This is a genomic window from Edaphovirga cremea, from assembly GCF_003332275.1.
In the GTDB taxonomy this organism is placed as follows: Bacteria; Pseudomonadota; Gammaproteobacteria; order Enterobacterales; family Enterobacteriaceae; genus Edaphovirga; species Edaphovirga cremea.
Genome location: NZ_QOVA01000011.1, coordinates 32,945 through 49,367, shown reverse-complemented (window position 1 = coordinate 49,367; position 16,423 = coordinate 32,945). Strand labels below are relative to the sequence as shown.

Sequence of the window (16,423 nt, the reverse complement as noted above, 5' to 3'; positions counted from 1 at the left end):
TCTCGTGCACGCTCGAAGTTTTGCCTCATAAGAATGCCACTATTCGCTACCATCCAATTGTATTTATTTACAATAATGGTGATTATTTTTTACTCTTTAATAACTTGATTTTCTGATCCTCACCCTACACTCAGTAAATAGCTGTGGACAGATTCAGCGATGGTTGCAAGTGACATCGTTAAAGTATGTCGCTGCAGTGGTGATCTTAATCAAGAGAGTTTTACTGTCGAACGCAGGCTCATGAACGTACTGACTCGCGGATACTAGCGAGTTTTTAACGGTAAAAAAACTTTATGTTAGGTGTGGGGTGTTTGACGAGAATTCATTAGTAAAACAAAATAAAAGTATTCACTCTTTTGTTTTTGCGGAGTATGTTTACGCATGAGTTTTTTGTTATTATAAGGGATTGTCATGGATGTTATGGAAGAGTTTTACGAGAGGCACCCGGAACTTCGGGGATGGATTGATGAGACGCTAGGTGAAGAACGTGAGAGTGTTAAGATTTTGTTGGATAAACAAAATGAATTAATGCGAGTGATGAATAGCGTTGCGGATAAGTATGTAAAGTGGAGTTTAGCAAAAGACCACTTTATCAGTGAAGTAATTAGTTACTCATCAGATATAGTAGCAAAAATTAATACGAGTGAGTTAAGTGTTGCAGATGCGATTAACTCTTTGGATGAGGAAATATCAGCATTAAGGCATCAGGATGAAATGATGTCGAGAAATCAATTAAAACAAGTTGTTATAGTTAAGCCTATTCTTGATCCTCTAAGAAGAAAAAGATCTGCCAAAACCGAGGAAGCGATAAGTTTGATTATCGCGGGTATTGGGTTTGTTTCGGGTGGATTACAGTTCGTAGCTGGTGTTGGTCTTATTGAGACAGGGATAGGAGCCGGTATGGGCGCTCTATTAATTGGTCATGGAATAAACAATGTAGTTGAAAATGGGTATTATCTTCTCTATCGAGAAAGTTACACTGGTCCAGTGAAATTTGTATATGAGCAAGTTGGTCAAAACGTTTTCGGATCAAGTGCTCGTGATGCTGATGTTATTTATACATTTGTTGATGTTGGCTTATCGATTAATACTTTGCTTGGCTATAGACTGGAACCTGATGTATATAGGCTTTTGCGTTATGTAAATGCGGACTTATTAACAGGATTGAAGAATCCTGGATATAAGATGATGGGTGGGCTAGATCTACTTTTTGAGACTACTGGTGCATTTAATACAGGTTATGGACAGACGAGGAGTTATTGATGTTTGTTTTATACTTTATTGCATCAATTTTTGTGTTGTCTGGCAACTACTTTATTATAAAGAGATTACTTGCCATTGGTGATGTTAATCACCATTTTTTCGCGATACTTATATCAATAGTCCCCATTGGTTTTCATATGTATATTGTTAAGTTTGGTATAATACCGCTGTTTGGAATTGATGTTTTTGATAATGATTTTTTTACATTTAGTGCGCTTTTATTTAGTGTCGTTGGTGGTGTTCCATATGCTATAGCTAAGCGTATGATGTATTGATTTTAATAAATTTCCTCATCCCAGATGCTATAACCACCGCTACCGGTAATGGTAACTAAAAGACATAGTGATGACTTATAATAATACAAAGGCTTTCTTGGATTTAAAGTTATGATAAAATCAATGGCAGTGGTTTTCTTTATTGGTTTTTCCCTCATTATCTATTGGGGGTGGTTAATTGTGATGCCTAATGTAACTTACACTGATAAGGATTTTTTTAAATATTATCTTCTGACCTATAAAGAAATAAGGAATGCCCCAAGACTTTCTGAGAATTATTTTTTTGAGTATGGTCCCAGTGATGAGTCTAGTCCTCAAAGCAGTGTCATCTATTTTTGTGACTTGAAAAACATTGATGAAAACCTCCAAAAAATGGTCTTATATATAAACAATACGCATATACCTTTGATCGCTGGGTATTCATGGGATAACCCACCTCGTGGGGAATATTTTTATCTTGGTAAGGTAGGCGTCAAGGGCAATAAGTGTTTAATGTTGATGTTATCGAAAGAGGTTAATTAAATTTCTGGTATGACTTATTTTTAGATTATATAAGTTATGTCAATTACTTAAGGGTGATTTTTAACTCATAACAATGCCCAACCGTATGAATTAATATCTTTTAAGTATGAGAGCATTACGTGGAAACATCATTATGCGGGAACATTAAGTTATTGTATATGGGCTGATAGGGTCTCGAGATTACCGTTGAACCTTCCCGGCCAAATCCCTTCCCTATGTAACAATTCGAAACCTTCTCAGAACCTATGCTGCGCGCTGGCAATTAAAAACATCAAAATGGCTAATAGGATTGCATCGGCATTGGTGACTCACACTGCGCCGCAAATCTGGGGCTTTTTTTGCCTGCTATCCGTTATAATCTGTGTCCGGGACTTTTTTTGAGATCGGCTATGGATCACCAATATGCACGTCTGGTAAAAACGGCAGCACTTTGCGCGACAGTTGTCGCCTCTTTTCTATTGGCCATAAAAATCATCGCATGGTTGCAAACCGATTCGGTCAGTATTCTTGCCGCGCTGATTGATTCCCTGGTCGATATTGCCGCATCACTCACGAATTTACTGGTAATCCGTTATTCGCTCCAACCTGCTGATGACGAACATACTTTTGGCCATGGGAAGGCTGAATCTCTCGCCGCGTTGGCACAAAGTATGTTTATATCGGGTTCAGCACTTTTCCTGTTCCTGACAGGATTCCAGCATTTGATCTCGCCAGAACCGTTGCGAGATTTGGGTATCGGTATTTGGGTAACGGTGTTTTCCCTGATAACCACCCTGCTTTTGGTGAGTTTTCAACGCTGGGTGGTACGTAAAACTCACAGTCAGGCAATTAGGGCTGATATGCTGCATTATCAGTCTGATGTGTTGATGAACAGTGCTATTCTTATTGCATTGGTGTTGAGTACGTATGGTTTAATTTGGGCTGATGCTGTCTTTGCGCTCGGTATCGGGGTGTATATTTTATATACTGCGCTGAGGATGGGTTATGAAGCAGTCCAGTCTTTGCTGGATAGAGCACTGCCGGACGAAGAACGTCAGGAAATTATTGATATCATCGTTGCTTGGCCCGGAATTCGTGGAGCACACCAACTGAGGACTCGGCAATCAGGTCCGACCCGATTTATCCAAGTTCATATTGAGATGGATGATAATTTGCCATTGGTGAGTGCCCATCTGTTAGCAGAGCAAGTTGAGAAAGCGATTTTGCATCGTTTTCCCGGGGCAGACATCATTATCCATCAAGATCCTTGTTCGGTGGTGCCAAAAGAGCAGCAAGGTCATTGGGAGATGTAAAACTCGCTGGTATCAGATGAATTTTATATGGAGCAGATGGATCTGAGCACTGTATGTTATGCGAAAAAATTTACCGTGATTTAGAGTGACCTGAATCAATTCAGCAACGGCTTTTTGTTATAATATTCCCTATCAAAAGCCTAGGGCTCATTTTATGAACGGCGTGAAGCGCGGTAAAATTTGCAGGCAAAGAATTCTTAAGAAATTGCATCTACAAGTTCAGAGGTAGTCATGATCAAAAAAATCGGTGTACTGACGAGTGGCGGAGACGCCCCAGGTATGAACGCTGCGATACGCGGTGTGGTTCGTGCCGCGTTGAGTGAAGGGCTGGAAGTTTACGGTGTGTACGATGGCTATCAGGGATTGTACGAAAATCGTATGGATAGACTGGATCGTTACAGCGTTTCTGACATGATCAACCGTGGTGGCACTTTCCTTGGCTCGGCACGTTTCCCCGAATTCAGGCGAGATGAAGTACGTGCACAAGCGATTGAGAACATGAAGGAACGTGGTCTGGATGCACTGGTTGTTATTGGCGGTGATGGTTCCTACATGGGGGCTAAGCGCCTGACTGAAGAAGGTTTCCCTTGCATTGGTCTGCCGGGCACGATTGATAATGATGTAGCAGGGACTGACTACACAATCGGCTATTTCACTGCGCTAGAAACTGTTGTTGAAGCTATTGACCGCTTGCGTGACACCTCATCGTCGCACCAGCGTATCTCTATCGTTGAAGTGATGGGCCGCTATTGTGGCGACCTGACCTTGGCTGCCGCCATTGCCGGTGGATGCGAATTCATCGTGCTGCCAGAGGTAGAATTCAATCCTCAGGATCTGATTAAAGAAATCAAAGCAGGCATCGATAAAGGTAAAAAACACGCGATTGTGGCGATTACCGAGCACATTTGTGATATCGATGAGTTGGCGCGCCAGATTGAAAGTGAAACCAAACGCGAAACGCGTGCGACCGTATTGGGGCATATTCAACGTGGTGGTTCACCCGTTGCTTACGACCGTATTCTGGCTTCGCGCATGGGTTCTTATTCCATAGAATTACTGTTGCAAGGCTACGGTGGTCGCTGCGTCGGTATCCAAAATGAAAAGCTGGTGCATCATGATATCGTCGATGCCATTGAAAACATGAAGCGTCCATTCAAAGGCGATTGGCTGGAATGCGCTAAAAAGCTTTATTGATCAAAAGACTATATTGTGATGAAAGCCTCCTTAGCCGGGGGCTTTTCGTTTTCTACCCGTCCTTTATTCCTATAAGTAATAGATGGAAGTTTTTTATTCTTTATTCCTCATTCTACTTTCTGGCAGGCTCTAGCTCAGAAACAACCGATTGGCGTTGTTAATAATAATCTCTGGGAGAGCGTGGCGATGCGTAAATGGGGTGCAGGGCTGGCAATAATGCTGATGACAACGGGTGCCATCGCAAAAGATATTCAAATTCTGAATGTTTCTTATGATCCGACTCGTGAGTTATATCAAGATTATAACCAGGCGTTCAGTAAATATTGGCAGGAAAAAACGGGCGATAAAGTCACTGTGCGCCAATCACATGGCGGATCGGGCAAACAGGCGACCTCTGTGATTAACGGCCTCGAAGCCGACGTGGTAACACTGGCGCTGGCGTACGATGTTGATGCGATTGCTGAACGTGGCCAGATCGATAAAAACTGGATTAAACGCCTGCCGGATAACTCCGCACCCTACACTTCAACCATCGTGTTCCTGGTACGCAAAGGTAACCCGAAACAAATTCATGACTGGTCTGATTTAATCAAGCCGGGTATCTCTGTAATAACGCCGAATCCTAAAACGTCAGGTGGTGCGCGCTGGAACTATTTGGCTGCGTGGGGCTACGCCCTGCATCACAATGATAATGATAAAGCCAAGGCACAAGAGTTCGTAAAAGATCTGTACAAAAACGTTGAGGTGCTGGACTCGGGTGCCCGTGGTGCCACGACAACTTTCGTTGAGCGTGGTATCGGCGACGTGCTCATCGCATGGGAAAATGAAGCGCTGTTAGCGGTGAATGAAGTGGGTAAAGATAAATTCGATATCGTTACGCCGAGCGAATCTATCCTGGCGGAACCTACGGTATCAGTGGTCGATAAAGTGGTAGATAAACGTGATACCCGCACTGTGGCTGATGGGTATCTGAAATATCTCTACTCAACCGAAGGACAGACCATCGCTGCGAAAAATTATTACCGTCCTCGCGATGCAGCCGTAGCGCAGAAATTTGAGAAAGAGTTCCCGAAACTGAAACTGTTTACGATAGAAGAAGTAGCGGGTAACTGGACTGATGCACAGAAAGTGCATTTCTCTACAGGCGGAATATTCGACGAGATCAGCAAGCGCTAATTACGTTCACTTCTCAACTCACTATATCGAGAAATAAAAACCCCCGGTTCATCGAGCCGGGGGTTTTCTTTGGAAGCGGCACGAGAATCTGCCGCAACCCTGATAGATTATGCTTTTTTGGCTTCAGCAGCCGCTTTAACAATCACGGCAAACGCGTCAGCTTTCAAAGAAGCACCGCCCACTAATGCACCATCAATGTCTGGCTGGGTGAAGAGTTCAGCCGCATTTGCTGCGTTAACGGAACCGCCGTATTGGATGATGACTTTGGCAGCCACATCCGCATCTTGTTTGGCGATATGATCACGGATGAATTTGTGAACAGCCTGAGCTTGCGCAGGCGTTGCTGATTTACCGGTGCCGATAGCCCAGACGGGTTCGTAAGCGATAACCGTACCTTCAAATGCTTTCGCGCCGAGGGTATTCAGTACCGCGTCGAGTTGCCTGGCGCAAACCGCTTCAGTTTGGCCTGCTTCATTTTCAGCTTCAGTTTCGCCGATACACAGAACCGGAATCAGGCCAACTTCTTTCAGTACGCCGAATTTTTTAGCGATGAATTCGTCGCTTTCTTTGTGGTAAGTACGACGCTCGGAGTGACCGATGATGATGTGCGTTGCACCGATATCTTTCAGCATTTCAGCAGAAACTTCGCCAGTGAATGCGCCAGACGGATTTACGCCGACGTCCTGCGCACCCAGCGCAATACGGCTGCCTGCCAATGCATGTTTCGCTTGGTTCAAATAGATGGTTGGCGGGGCGATTGCTACGCCGCAGCCGGTAACGGCGCTCAGTTCAGTACGCAATGCAGCGATCAACTCGTTGACCATATGGGTGCTGCCATTGAGTTTCCAGTTACCCATCACTAATGGATGTCGCATGTTATTTCCTCCAACAGGGAACGCGAGAGACGATCAAAATGACTGCCACAAGGGCAATTTACCTGCCAAACAGTATAGAGATGATTATCAAGAAAGGCTTTGCTTTTCGTCATTAATTACCGGGTCATCATGGTTCAGATAGCGCCAGCTTAATCGGTTCAACGGCGAAAGTTAGCCCTTTTTCGCCGCTATCTGACACAACATAGCGTATTGAACCGACCGGTTGTTGAAAGAACTGTAATCCCTTCCCTTTTTCGAGCAGATCAGTGACTTTCGTCGTGCTTTGTTCAATGCTCAGGGAGGGTTCAAATTCACGCATCAACGCTGCCATGTAATCGATCGCCATTGCGCGCGCGGCTTTTTCCTCATTGCCTTGAATTGGCAGATAAGTGATTTGCAGCGTTTTAATTTTCCCGGTGCCTTTTTCCAGCGCCGTTGAGGCATAGAGGTTTTCGTTGATTTTGCTGGCTGCGCGGGTCATTAGGCTATTGGCTTGTTTATCGGCAATGACCCTGAATTCATTGATAGGCAACGTTGGGTTGGCGGCGTTGTAATGTTCTCGAAATTTTACTACCGTCAGATCAAAGGTTGGTGCCCCAGACAGAAGATACGGGGCTTTCGGCATTTCATTCACCTGCGCCGCATGATCGCGATCGGCTGGTGGATCGGCCAGCACGGAGCTCGCAGTGCACAGGCCAGTAAACAGCAATAACGAAGTAAATAATGTTCTCATGACTTCCCGATAATGGCGACGGTAATGCCCTATGAAGGCGATCCGGTTGGGTGATTGTCAAAAATCCGCGCAAACAATGTCAGTTGCCCGAGTGCATAAGGTAAACTTTGCCACATTAGGCAGGTTAAAGGGAACCAGTAGGTTATGACATTGCAGCAATGGGGTTTTTCATTTCGTGGCCGGATAGGACGGCGGGACTTTTGGATCTGGATGATTTCCTGGCTGATCCTGATGTCTGGCGCGTTTTTAGCGGCCGATCGTCAGTGGCTGGAGATTAAGTCCGCGGCATTTTTCATTGTGGTATTAATGTGGCCGACGGCTGCGGTGTTTGTCAAACGTCTGCATGATAGAAATCGCTCGGCCTGGTGGGCGTTGCTAATTGTTCTGGCGTGGATGCTGGCTGCGGGAAACTGGCAGATGTTACCTACGATAGCGCAATGGAGTATCGGCCGTTTAATACCTGCGATAATTACCGTCATGATGGTAATTGATTGCGGCGCATTTGTGGGGACACCAGGAAATAACCGCTATGGGCCGGAACCCGAACCGGTCAGATATCGTCTGTAAACTTATCAGCGAAAGCTGGGGTTCCGATATGTCAGGGCCTGTGCCCTGACGCGGAGATCTGATTTACCAATAGTGCTCGCTGGTCATATGGCCAGGTTTACGTCGCAAATGCTTGCGCATCTGGCGGGAGTCTTTAAGTATCTGCTGAGTGTCTCGCACCATCTGCGGATTGCCGCAAAGCATAATATGGCTACTCTCAATATCCATCGTCAGCCCGACTGCGGCCTCCAACTCTCCACGTTCAATAAGTGCGGGAACTCGCCCGGTTAATGACCCTGGCACCTCTTCACGACTCACGACAGTCTGGATGCGTAACTTGCCGTTATAATGCTGCTGGAGCTGCTGCATCAGCGGCAGGTAGCTTAAATCGCGGGCAAAGCGGGCGGCATGCAGCAATACAATATTTTTGAACCGCTCCAGACCTTTCCCTTCCTGCAGAATAGAGAGATACGGGCCGATGGCCGTACCCGTCGCCAGCATCCACAGCGTGTCGCAATCCGGCACTTCGTCGAGTACGAAGAAACCAGCCGCCTCTTTCGTCACCTGGATTTCATTACCCGGTTGCAACTCATGCAAGCGAGGGCTGAGCTTGCCTTCCGGCACGGTGACCAGATAAAACTCCAGATTGTTATCGCTGGGAGCGTTAACGAAAGAGTACGCGCGCTGGACACGTTCTCCGTTAACCTCCAACCCCAACTTGGCAAATTGACCCGCCGTAAAGCTGTCGATTGGTGCTTTTACTTTGATGCTGAAAAGGCTTTCCGTCCAATGTTCAACCTGAGTGATCGTGCCAGTAACCCATTCAGCCATTGTGTAATGCTCCCGTGGTCTTATCAAATATCCGCATGGCCTAAGAGCCTATCCCATTAGGGCTATTTTATTGGTCATTTTGACCCTGGGCAGTGCTCAGACTCCTCACGTACTGCGTGTACGCTCCGGGTCTTGCGCGCTATCCGTGTTCAAACTGTCTGCAACAATAACGCCTACTGGGATAGGCTCTAAGCCGAAACAGTGCTGTTGCCAGGTTGTTATTTTATTTCATATTCCCAGAATAAATTATCGATTAAATGTGGTTCGCCTGAGATAGCCAATACCCTCTGAAAGCCACCGTACAGTTTCATTTACGTCGATGGACTCGCAGGGTGCCAGCCCGTGCAAAGTATTAATCCGCTCATCGCTCGCTTATTCATACCAATTTGATAGCTTATGCGTCCTTGGCATAATTCGCCTAAATCATGGCGATAAACTCCGTCATTTTGTTAAGTGAACAAAGAAATAACCGATAAATGAGAAAATTAGAAAATTATCACCTGCTGGTTATGTTGATTTTACTGGTGGCAGTTGGGCAAATGGCACAAACCATCTATGTTCCGACTATCGCTGATATGGCCGAAAGTTTGTCGGTCAGGGCGGGTTCGGTACAGCGCGTTATGGCGGCGTATCTGATTACTTATGGAATGTCGCAACTGCTTTATGGGCCTTTGTCCGATCGTATTGGCCGTAAACCCGTGATCATGGCGGGAATGATGATCTTCATGCTGGGCGCGGTGGGGGCGCTTTTGGCGGATAGCCTGACTCTCCTTGTGGTCGCGAGTGCCGTTCAGGGGATGGGAACCGGTGTCGCCGGCGTTATGGCGAGAACGATGCCACGCGATTTGTATGCCGGTAATTCATTACGTTACGCCAATAGCCTCTTGAATATGGGGATTCTGGTCAGCCCGTTATTGGCACCGATCATTGGCAGCATACTGGCGTCCTGGTTTGGTTGGCGTGCCTGTTACGCTTTTTTATTGCTGCTGTGCGCGGGGGTGGCGTTCAGTATGTATCGGTGGTTGCCGGAAACCCGGCCGCAAAACAGTGAGCCACGAGCGATGTTCAGCGGATTTCGTCCGTTACTGGCGGACGGAACGTTCAGCCGTTATCTGGTGATGCTGGTGGGGGCGCTGGCAGGCATTGCCGTCTTCGAAGCGAGTTGTGGCGTACTGATGGGAGGCGTGCTTGGCTTGAGTGGTATCACCGTCAGCATCCTGTTCATCCTTCCCATTCCCGCGGCTTTCTTTGGCGCATGGTATGCAGGGCGTGCCGATAAAAGTTTTCATATGCTCATGTGGCATTCGGTGATTAGCTGCTTATTGGCAGGTCTGCTGATGTGGATCCCAGGCTGGCTGGGCATTATGAATATCTGGACACTGATCGTGCCAGCTTCCCTGTTTTTCTTCGGCGCAGGCATGTTGTTTCCTTTGGCAACAACGGGGGCGATGGAGCCATTCCCGTATCTGGCGGGTGCAGCGGGTGCATTGGTTGGGGGGTTGCAAAACGTGGGGTCGGGATTGATTGCCTGGCTTTCAGCCCTGCTACCACAAAGCGGGCAGTTCAGCCTGGGTCTGCTGATGTTTGCCATGGCGATGCTGATTTTGCTTTGCTGGTGGCCGCTGTCGAATCGTTTGCAACATCAGGGCCATACAGTCTGACCAGGATGTGGGCACGTTTGACGTGCCCATTTTGATCGCAAGGTGGTGGAGTGGATCAAATAATAAATTGATGCAAATCCGGATCTTTGCGATCGAGGAAGTGAGTGGAGCGAATACGACGGATAGTGCGGGATTTACCGCGGATCAGCAGCGTCTCTGTGGTCGCCATATTTCCTTTACGTGAGATACCTTCCAGCAAGTCGCCTTTGGTGATACCGGTTGCAGAGAAAATAACGTTGTCATTACGTGCCATATCACCGAGCTGCAATACTTTACCGGCTTCGATCCCCATCTCTTTACAGCGTGCCAGCTCCTGTTCGCCAATCTGACAGTTGGTTTCACTGTCGCCTTTCACTTCGTGCCGCGCCAACAGACGCCCTTGCATGTCGCCATCCAGTGCTCGGATAACGGCTGCGGATATCACGCCTTCTGGAGCACCGCCGATTCCGTAGAGCACATCGACTTCACTTTCAGGCATGCAAGTGAGGATCGTAGCTGCAACATCGCCATCGGGGATCGCAAAGACCTTTACGCCCAACAACTGCATTTCGCGGATAATGTCATCATGACGCGGTTTAGCCAGCGTAATGACTGTCAGTTCAGACATGGGCTTTTGCAATTTTTCGGCGATATTCTTCAGGTTTTGCGCCAACGGCAAATTGAGATCGATACTGCCTCGCGCAGCCGGGCCGACCGCCAGTTTCTCCATGTACATATCGGGAGCGTGGAGGAAGGTGCCTTTATCGCCAACTGCAAGTACGGCGAGCGCATTGGCCTGCCCCATTGCCGTCATGCGCGTTCCTTCTATCGGATCGACAGCAATATCCACGGCATCACCGTTGCTGGTACCAACGCGTTCACCAATGTAGAGCATCGGGGCTTCGTCAATCTCTCCCTCACCAATGACGATCTGGCCGTCGATATCGACCTGATTCAGCATAATGCGCATGGCGTGGACGGCGGCACCGTCGGCAGCATTTTTATCACCGCGGCCAAGCCATTTGTATCCAGCCAGAGCGGCGGCTTCGGTAACGCGGGAAAATTCGATGGCTAATTCACGTTTCATGGGAAAACCTGTTGCTAGCGAAAAGGAAGTTGGGGCGGATTTTAACACAATGCGGCAGCAGGAAGGGCACAGAGGTCGGACATAAGAAGAACTCCCCGGGCGGGGAGTTCTGCGTTTAGGTTAAATCAATCGTGATCTTCCCATGCTTGCGCACGTGCGACGGCTTTTTTCCAGCCGCTATAGCGGACGTTACGCTCGGTGGTTTCGATTCCAGGGCGGAATTCACGTTCAATGACCGCCTTGCTTTTCACTTCATCCAGATCGTTCCAGAAGCCAATCGCCAGACCGGCCAGGAACGCGGCACCCAGCGCGGTCACTTCACGGACTTCCGGGCGTTCAACGCGAGTTCCCAGAATGTCTGACTGGAACTGCATCAGGAAGTTGTTGGCGACAGCACCACCATCCACGCGCAATGATTTAAGACGCGTGTTGGCATCAGCCTGCATCGCATCCAGCACGTCGCGGGTCTGATAGGCAATGGATTCCAATGTGGCGCGGATGATGTGATTACTGTTCACCCCACGGGTCAGACCGAAAATAGCGCCGCGTGCATACGGGTCCCAATAAGGTGCGCCCAGGCCGGTAAAGGCCGGGACCACATACACGCCGTTACTGTCTTTAACTTTAGTCGCGAAGTATTCAGAGTCTGCGGCATCGCTGATCAACTTCATTTCATCACGCAGCCACTGGATCGATGCGCCACCGATAAATACGGCACCTTCCAGCGCATAGTTCACTTCACCGCGTGGACCGCAAGCGATTGTGGTCAACAGTCCATGGCTGGACTTCACGGCTTCTGTGCCAGTATTCATCAGCAGGAAGCAGCCCGTACCATAGGTATTTTTCGCCATACCGGGTTGAACGCAGAGCTGGCCGTAAAGCGCAGCCTGCTGATCGCCCGCGATACCGGCGATAGGAATACGCGTACCGCCTTTGCCACCAATGTTGGTCTGGCCGTAGATTTCTGAAGATGGGCGTACTTTTGGCAGCATGGCGCGAGGAATATCCAGCACCTCAAGCATGCGTTCATCCCAATCCAGCTCATGAATGTTGAACATCATAGTCCGCGAGGCGTTGGTATAGTCCGTGACATGTACCCGTCCCTGCGTCATTTTCCACACGAGCCAGGTATCGACGGTTCCGAACAGCAGTTCGCCACGTTTAGCGCGTTCACGGGCGCCTTCGACGTGATCAAGGATCCATTTTACCTTGGTGCCCGAGAAATAAGGGTCGACCACCAAACCCGTGTTATGGCGAATGTACTCTTCCAGACCGTCTCTTTTCAGTTTTTCGCAAATATCGGCAGTACGGCGGCATTGCCAGACGATCGCATTATAGATTGGCTTTCCGGTCTCTTTTTCCCACACGATGGTGGTTTCGCGCTGGTTGGTAATCCCGATACCGGCAATTTGGTCAGAACTGATGTCAGCTTTCGCCAGCACTTCAACCAGCGTTGAGCTTTGTGATGACCAGATTTCCATCGGATCATGCTCTACCCAGCCTGGCTTGGGATAAATTTGGGTGAATTCACGTTGGGATACGCTGACGATATTCGCGTCATGATCGAGGACCACGGCGCGTGAGCTGGTTGTTCCCTGGTCGAGGGCGACAATGTATTTCTTTTCTGTCGTCATGATATTGATCCTGTAATTTATTTACCGTTAATTATGCTTTGCGCTGTGTGGCTTGCGGGGATGCGTCTTCATCGGTGACACAGATATCACAAGGCAGATGTCGTCCAATCAGAGCGCGGTAACCGAAGGCGCCAAGGCATGCACCCAGCAGCGGCCCGAAGATGGGTACCAGGAAGTATGGAATATCACGCGCGCCCGTGAAGGCTACTTTTCCCCATCCTGCAATATAGGTAAACAGCTTTGGACCAAAATCACGCGCCGGATTCAATGCAAACCCTGTCAACGGTCCCATTGATGCACCGATTAAGGCAATCAGAATACCGATCAGCAGAGGTGCGAGAGGGCCGCGGGGGATACCGTTACCATCATCGGTCAATGCGAGAATCAGGCACATGAGAATGGCGGTGATCACCGTTTCAACCAAAAATGCCTGGGTAACGCTGATGTGCGGGTTTGGATAGGTCGAGAAGATGCCAGCAAGATCGAGGCTTTCCACACTGCCACGCACCATATTATGGCTTTGCTCAAAATCGACGATCAAATTGCAATACAAGCCGTAGACCAGCGCGGCGGCACAAAATGCCCCGGCAACCTGCGCCAGGATGTAGGGAACAACTTTGCGTTTGTCGAAGCAGGCGAACAGCCATAGGGCAACGGTAACCGCCGGGTTAAGGTGCGCGCCGGAAATAGCCGCAGTGAGATAAATAGCCATGGCGACGCCAAGGCCCCAGATGATGCTGATTTCCCACTGCCCAAAGGCAGCGCCAGCCACCTTCAATGCAGCAACGCATCCTGCACCAAAAAATATTAACAGGCCGGTGCCGAGGAATTCGGCGATACATTGGCCTTTAAGAGTTGGAATCGCTGTTTGGCTCATAGTTAGGTCCTACAGACGGTGATGTTTTAGGATGAATTATTGTTTTTAACTGCCAAGTACGTCTACGCGAACTTATGTTACGACTCGTCTAAAGAATGAGAATGCGATGTAAATTTATCGTTAACGAACACAAACGAGAAATAGCGAAATCAAAATGTGTGTGTTGCGTCATAAAAAATGAGCGAAATCGAGTGATTTCGCCCCTTTTTAAACAACGATTTCAGAACATCTATAAATGTTTTTAATGCTATCGATGTTGCGAGACTGTAACGTTAATGAGTATCAACCGCATTGGCAACATAATACTTGAAGGGAATTTTTCAGTCTGGACTGATATTCAGTCCTACAAAATTACGCCAGACTGACTTTTGTACCGGGATGTCGCTAGACAGGGGCAGACAGGCTACATACAATCGTTTTTATCAAGCAGCGCCGTATTCCATCAGGAAAGCGGGGTAATGAAGAAAGGCGCTTGTCTACAGGTTGTAACAGCTTTGTCTTTGCATCCGGAAGATGTCGACGTAACAATAAAGATGTACGCCTTGCGAACATGAGAGGAATTAAGAATGTCATTTGAAGTATTTGAGAAATTAGAAGCTAAGGTTCAGCAGGCGATTGATACGATCACCCTGCTGCAAATGGAAATTGAAGAGCTGAAAGAGCAGAACAACACGCTGTCTCAGGAAGTGCAGAATGCGAGCAGCAACCGCGAAACGCTGGTGCGTGAAAATGAGCAGTTGAAAGAAGAGCAACATGTTTGGCAGGATCGTCTGCGTGCACTATTGGGAAAAATGGAAGAAGTCTGATTTCCATGGGATATAGCGCTCTGCCGTGTTTGTTTCGGCGAGCGTAGGTAAAACTTAAGGACACACTGGGTGTGTCCTTATAGCGACCGCAAACCTGGGGATTACTCGATGTCGAGCGGCTCTTCAGAAAGAATGATACCGGTATTATCAGCATAGAGATGGTCGCCGGAAAAGAACGTTACCCCGCCAAAAGTCACCCGGATATCGCTCTCACTGCCCACGCCTTCACTCGTTGCACCAACGGGAATCGCTGCCATCGCCTGGATACCGAGATCAAGTTCTTGCAGATCGTCTACCTGGCGCACCGCACCATAAACGACAATGCCTTCCCATTCATTTTCAGTGGCTTGACGAGCCAGTTCAGCGTCAATCAGGGCACGCCGCACGGAACCGCCACCATCGACCACGAGAACACGGCCCCGGCCATTTTCCTCAAGCAGGTCATAAAGCAGACCATTATCCTCGAAGCATTTCACCGTAATGATTTGCCCACCGAATGAAGTACGTCCGCCAAAATTGGAGAACAATGGCTCAACGACATTCACCTCTTCATGATAAATATCGCATAGTTCGGAAGTATCGTATTTCATAGGATTTACGTCAGGTTGCTGCGGGAACAGTGAGTATATCTCTTTCTGGCGGGTGTTGGCAAAATCATCAATTGTTAAATATTGCTTAAAAGACGCCCAATGCCTCGTTACGGGCAGTGGGCGGTCCTTTTTTGCTCAATGTCGTTTGCTCAATACTGTTTACTCAGTACGACCCCAATCGCGAAGAGGATATTGATCAACAGTGCCGCTTTCACCATGTGTTCAAGCATGGGGCGCATGCCTGAAGCTGTGGGATCCCGTAACACTAATACGCTGTGGCGCACAAGCAAGGGCAGGGCAAGAACAAATAACCAGGCGCTCCAGCCAGAGAGAAAAAGCCAGGAGAAGAGTGCCAGGCAGAGCGTCGCTGCCAACAATAGAAAGACGTGATAACGGCGGGCAGTCTGCGGTCCCAAACGTACGGCCAGGGTATTTTTACCGTTTCGCTGATCGTTTTCGATATCGCGCAGGTTATTGATATTCAGTACGGCGGTTGCCAGCAAACCGCAGGCGGTGGCCGGTAACATCACGATGGAGTCCAGTTCACCCGTTTGCAGGTAGTACGTACCCGCAACGCTGATCCAGCCAAAGAAGATCAAAACGGAAATATCACCCAATCCCATGTAGCCATAGGGTTTATTGCCCACGGTATAAGTGATGGCTGCGACGATGGAAAGCAGGCCCAGCATCAGGAACCCCAATACATCGCTGGGTTTTTCGCAGGCGACGGTAATCAAGGCGATCCCAGCCATAACGGTAAGAATGACGGTCAGAATCAGGGCGCGTTTCATTTGCTGCGCAGTGATCATCCCTTTCTGCATACCGCGCAGGGGACCAATCCGCTCCGGCGTATCGCTGCCTTTGATGGCATCGCCATAATCATTCGCCAGATTCGACAGGATCTGCAGTAAGCCTGCGGTAATGAGCGCCAACAGGGCAACGCCGGGTTTGAAACTGTCATGCCAGGCGGCAATCGCGGAACCGGTGACAATGGACGAAAAAGCCAGGGGTAACGTGCGCGGACGCAGGCTTTCTAACCAGGCTTTGGCGTGACTCGTGGGGATAGATTCGCTCATTTTTCG

At 48.4% G+C, this 16,423-nt stretch carries 17 protein-coding genes; 9 read left to right on the top strand and 8 right to left on the bottom strand.

What is annotated here, in order from left to right; all coding sequences use genetic code 11:
* The first annotated feature begins 411 nt into the window (after positions 1 to 411).
* The 6 genes from DRI82_RS15345 (at position 412) to DRI82_RS15320 (ending at position 5,722) form a co-directional block, all read left to right on the top strand.
* On the top strand, positions 412 to 1,263 hold the full coding sequence (locus DRI82_RS15345; protein WP_114194785.1) for a DUF4225 domain-containing protein: 852 nt from the start codon (positions 412 to 414) through the stop codon (positions 1,261 to 1,263).
* Positions 1,263 to 1,538, top strand: a complete 276-nt coding sequence (locus tag DRI82_RS15340; protein ID WP_114194784.1) for a hypothetical protein — start codon at positions 1,263 to 1,265, stop codon at positions 1,536 to 1,538. The genes DRI82_RS15345 and DRI82_RS15340 overlap by 1 nt, the downstream gene beginning before the upstream one ends.
* A 111-nt stretch (positions 1,539 to 1,649) precedes the next feature.
* Entirely contained in the window at positions 1,650 to 2,060 is a 411-nt protein-coding gene (locus DRI82_RS15335; protein WP_245956859.1) for a hypothetical protein, read from the top strand.
* 389 nt (positions 2,061 to 2,449) lie between these two features.
* Positions 2,450 to 3,352 carry a CDF family cation-efflux transporter FieF gene (fieF, locus tag DRI82_RS15330; RefSeq protein ID WP_114194783.1) on the top strand — a complete coding sequence of 301 codons (903 nt, stop codon included), beginning with the start codon at positions 2,450 to 2,452 and terminating at the stop codon, positions 3,350 to 3,352.
* Positions 3,353 to 3,583: 231 nt separating this feature from the next.
* Positions 3,584 to 4,546: a 6-phosphofructokinase gene (gene pfkA / locus DRI82_RS15325; RefSeq protein ID WP_114194782.1), complete on the top strand. Its 963-nt coding sequence runs from the start codon at positions 3,584 to 3,586 to the stop codon at positions 4,544 to 4,546.
* 186 nt (positions 4,547 to 4,732) lie between these two features.
* Positions 4,733 to 5,722, top strand: a complete 990-nt coding sequence (locus DRI82_RS15320) for a sulfate ABC transporter substrate-binding protein (RefSeq protein ID WP_114194781.1) — start codon at positions 4,733 to 4,735, stop codon at positions 5,720 to 5,722.
* 107 nt (positions 5,723 to 5,829) lie between these two features.
* On the opposite strand, the gene tpiA is transcribed toward DRI82_RS15320, so the two are convergent.
* Together tpiA and DRI82_RS15310 are read right to left on the bottom strand one after the other, a co-directional pair.
* Entirely contained in the window at positions 5,830 to 6,597 is a 768-nt protein-coding gene (gene tpiA / locus DRI82_RS15315; protein WP_114194780.1) for a triose-phosphate isomerase, read from the bottom strand.
* Positions 6,598 to 6,724: 127 nt separating this feature from the next.
* On the bottom strand, positions 6,725 to 7,330 hold the full coding sequence (locus DRI82_RS15310) for a DUF1454 family protein (RefSeq protein ID WP_114194779.1): 606 nt from the start codon (positions 7,328 to 7,330) through the stop codon (positions 6,725 to 6,727).
* Positions 7,331 to 7,474: 144 nt separating this feature from the next.
* On the opposite strand from DRI82_RS15310, the gene DRI82_RS15305 reads away from it, so the two are divergent.
* Entirely contained in the window at positions 7,475 to 7,897 is a 423-nt protein-coding gene (locus tag DRI82_RS15305; protein WP_114194778.1) for a DUF805 domain-containing protein, read from the top strand.
* Positions 7,898 to 7,960: 63 nt separating this feature from the next.
* Here DRI82_RS15305 and fpr read toward each other — a convergent pair whose 3' ends face one another.
* Entirely contained in the window at positions 7,961 to 8,707 is a 747-nt protein-coding gene (fpr, locus tag DRI82_RS15300) for a ferredoxin--NADP(+) reductase (RefSeq protein WP_114194777.1), read from the bottom strand.
* Between the two features lie 476 nt (positions 8,708 to 9,183).
* Between fpr and emrD the strand changes: the two genes are divergently transcribed.
* Positions 9,184 to 10,368, top strand: coding sequence for a multidrug efflux MFS transporter EmrD (emrD, locus tag DRI82_RS15295; RefSeq protein WP_114194776.1), 1,185 nt, complete (start codon positions 9,184 to 9,186; stop codon positions 10,366 to 10,368).
* Between the two features lie 55 nt (positions 10,369 to 10,423).
* Here the strand turns inward: emrD and glpX are convergent, their stop codons facing one another.
* The 3 genes from glpX to DRI82_RS15280 form a co-directional block, all read right to left on the bottom strand.
* On the bottom strand, positions 10,424 to 11,434 hold the full coding sequence (gene glpX / locus DRI82_RS15290) for a class II fructose-bisphosphatase (protein WP_114194775.1): 1,011 nt from the start codon (positions 11,432 to 11,434) through the stop codon (positions 10,424 to 10,426).
* A 125-nt stretch (positions 11,435 to 11,559) separates the two neighbouring features.
* A complete protein-coding gene (gene glpK / locus DRI82_RS15285) occupies positions 11,560 to 13,068 on the bottom strand; it encodes a glycerol kinase GlpK (protein ID WP_114194774.1) in 1,509 nt (502 codons plus the stop codon).
* A 31-nt stretch (positions 13,069 to 13,099) separates the two neighbouring features.
* Complete coding sequence (locus DRI82_RS15280) at positions 13,100 to 13,945, bottom strand: MIP/aquaporin family protein (RefSeq protein WP_114194773.1); 846 nt, start codon at positions 13,943 to 13,945, stop codon at positions 13,100 to 13,102.
* Between the two features lie 566 nt (positions 13,946 to 14,511).
* Between DRI82_RS15280 and zapB the strand changes: the two genes are divergently transcribed.
* Entirely contained in the window at positions 14,512 to 14,751 is a 240-nt protein-coding gene (gene zapB, locus DRI82_RS15275; protein WP_114194772.1) for a septal ring assembly protein ZapB, read from the top strand.
* A gap of 101 nt (positions 14,752 to 14,852) precedes the next feature.
* Here the strand turns inward: zapB and rraA are convergent, their stop codons facing one another.
* Together rraA and DRI82_RS15265 are read right to left on the bottom strand one after the other, a co-directional pair.
* Complete coding sequence (rraA, locus tag DRI82_RS15270) at positions 14,853 to 15,341, bottom strand: ribonuclease E activity regulator RraA (protein WP_114194771.1); 489 nt, start codon at positions 15,339 to 15,341, stop codon at positions 14,853 to 14,855.
* Positions 15,342 to 15,490: 149 nt separating this feature from the next.
* Positions 15,491 to 16,417 carry a 1,4-dihydroxy-2-naphthoate polyprenyltransferase gene (locus DRI82_RS15265; protein ID WP_114194770.1) on the bottom strand — a complete coding sequence of 309 codons (927 nt, stop codon included), beginning with the start codon at positions 16,415 to 16,417 and terminating at the stop codon, positions 15,491 to 15,493.
* Positions 16,418 to 16,423 lie beyond the last annotated feature (6 nt).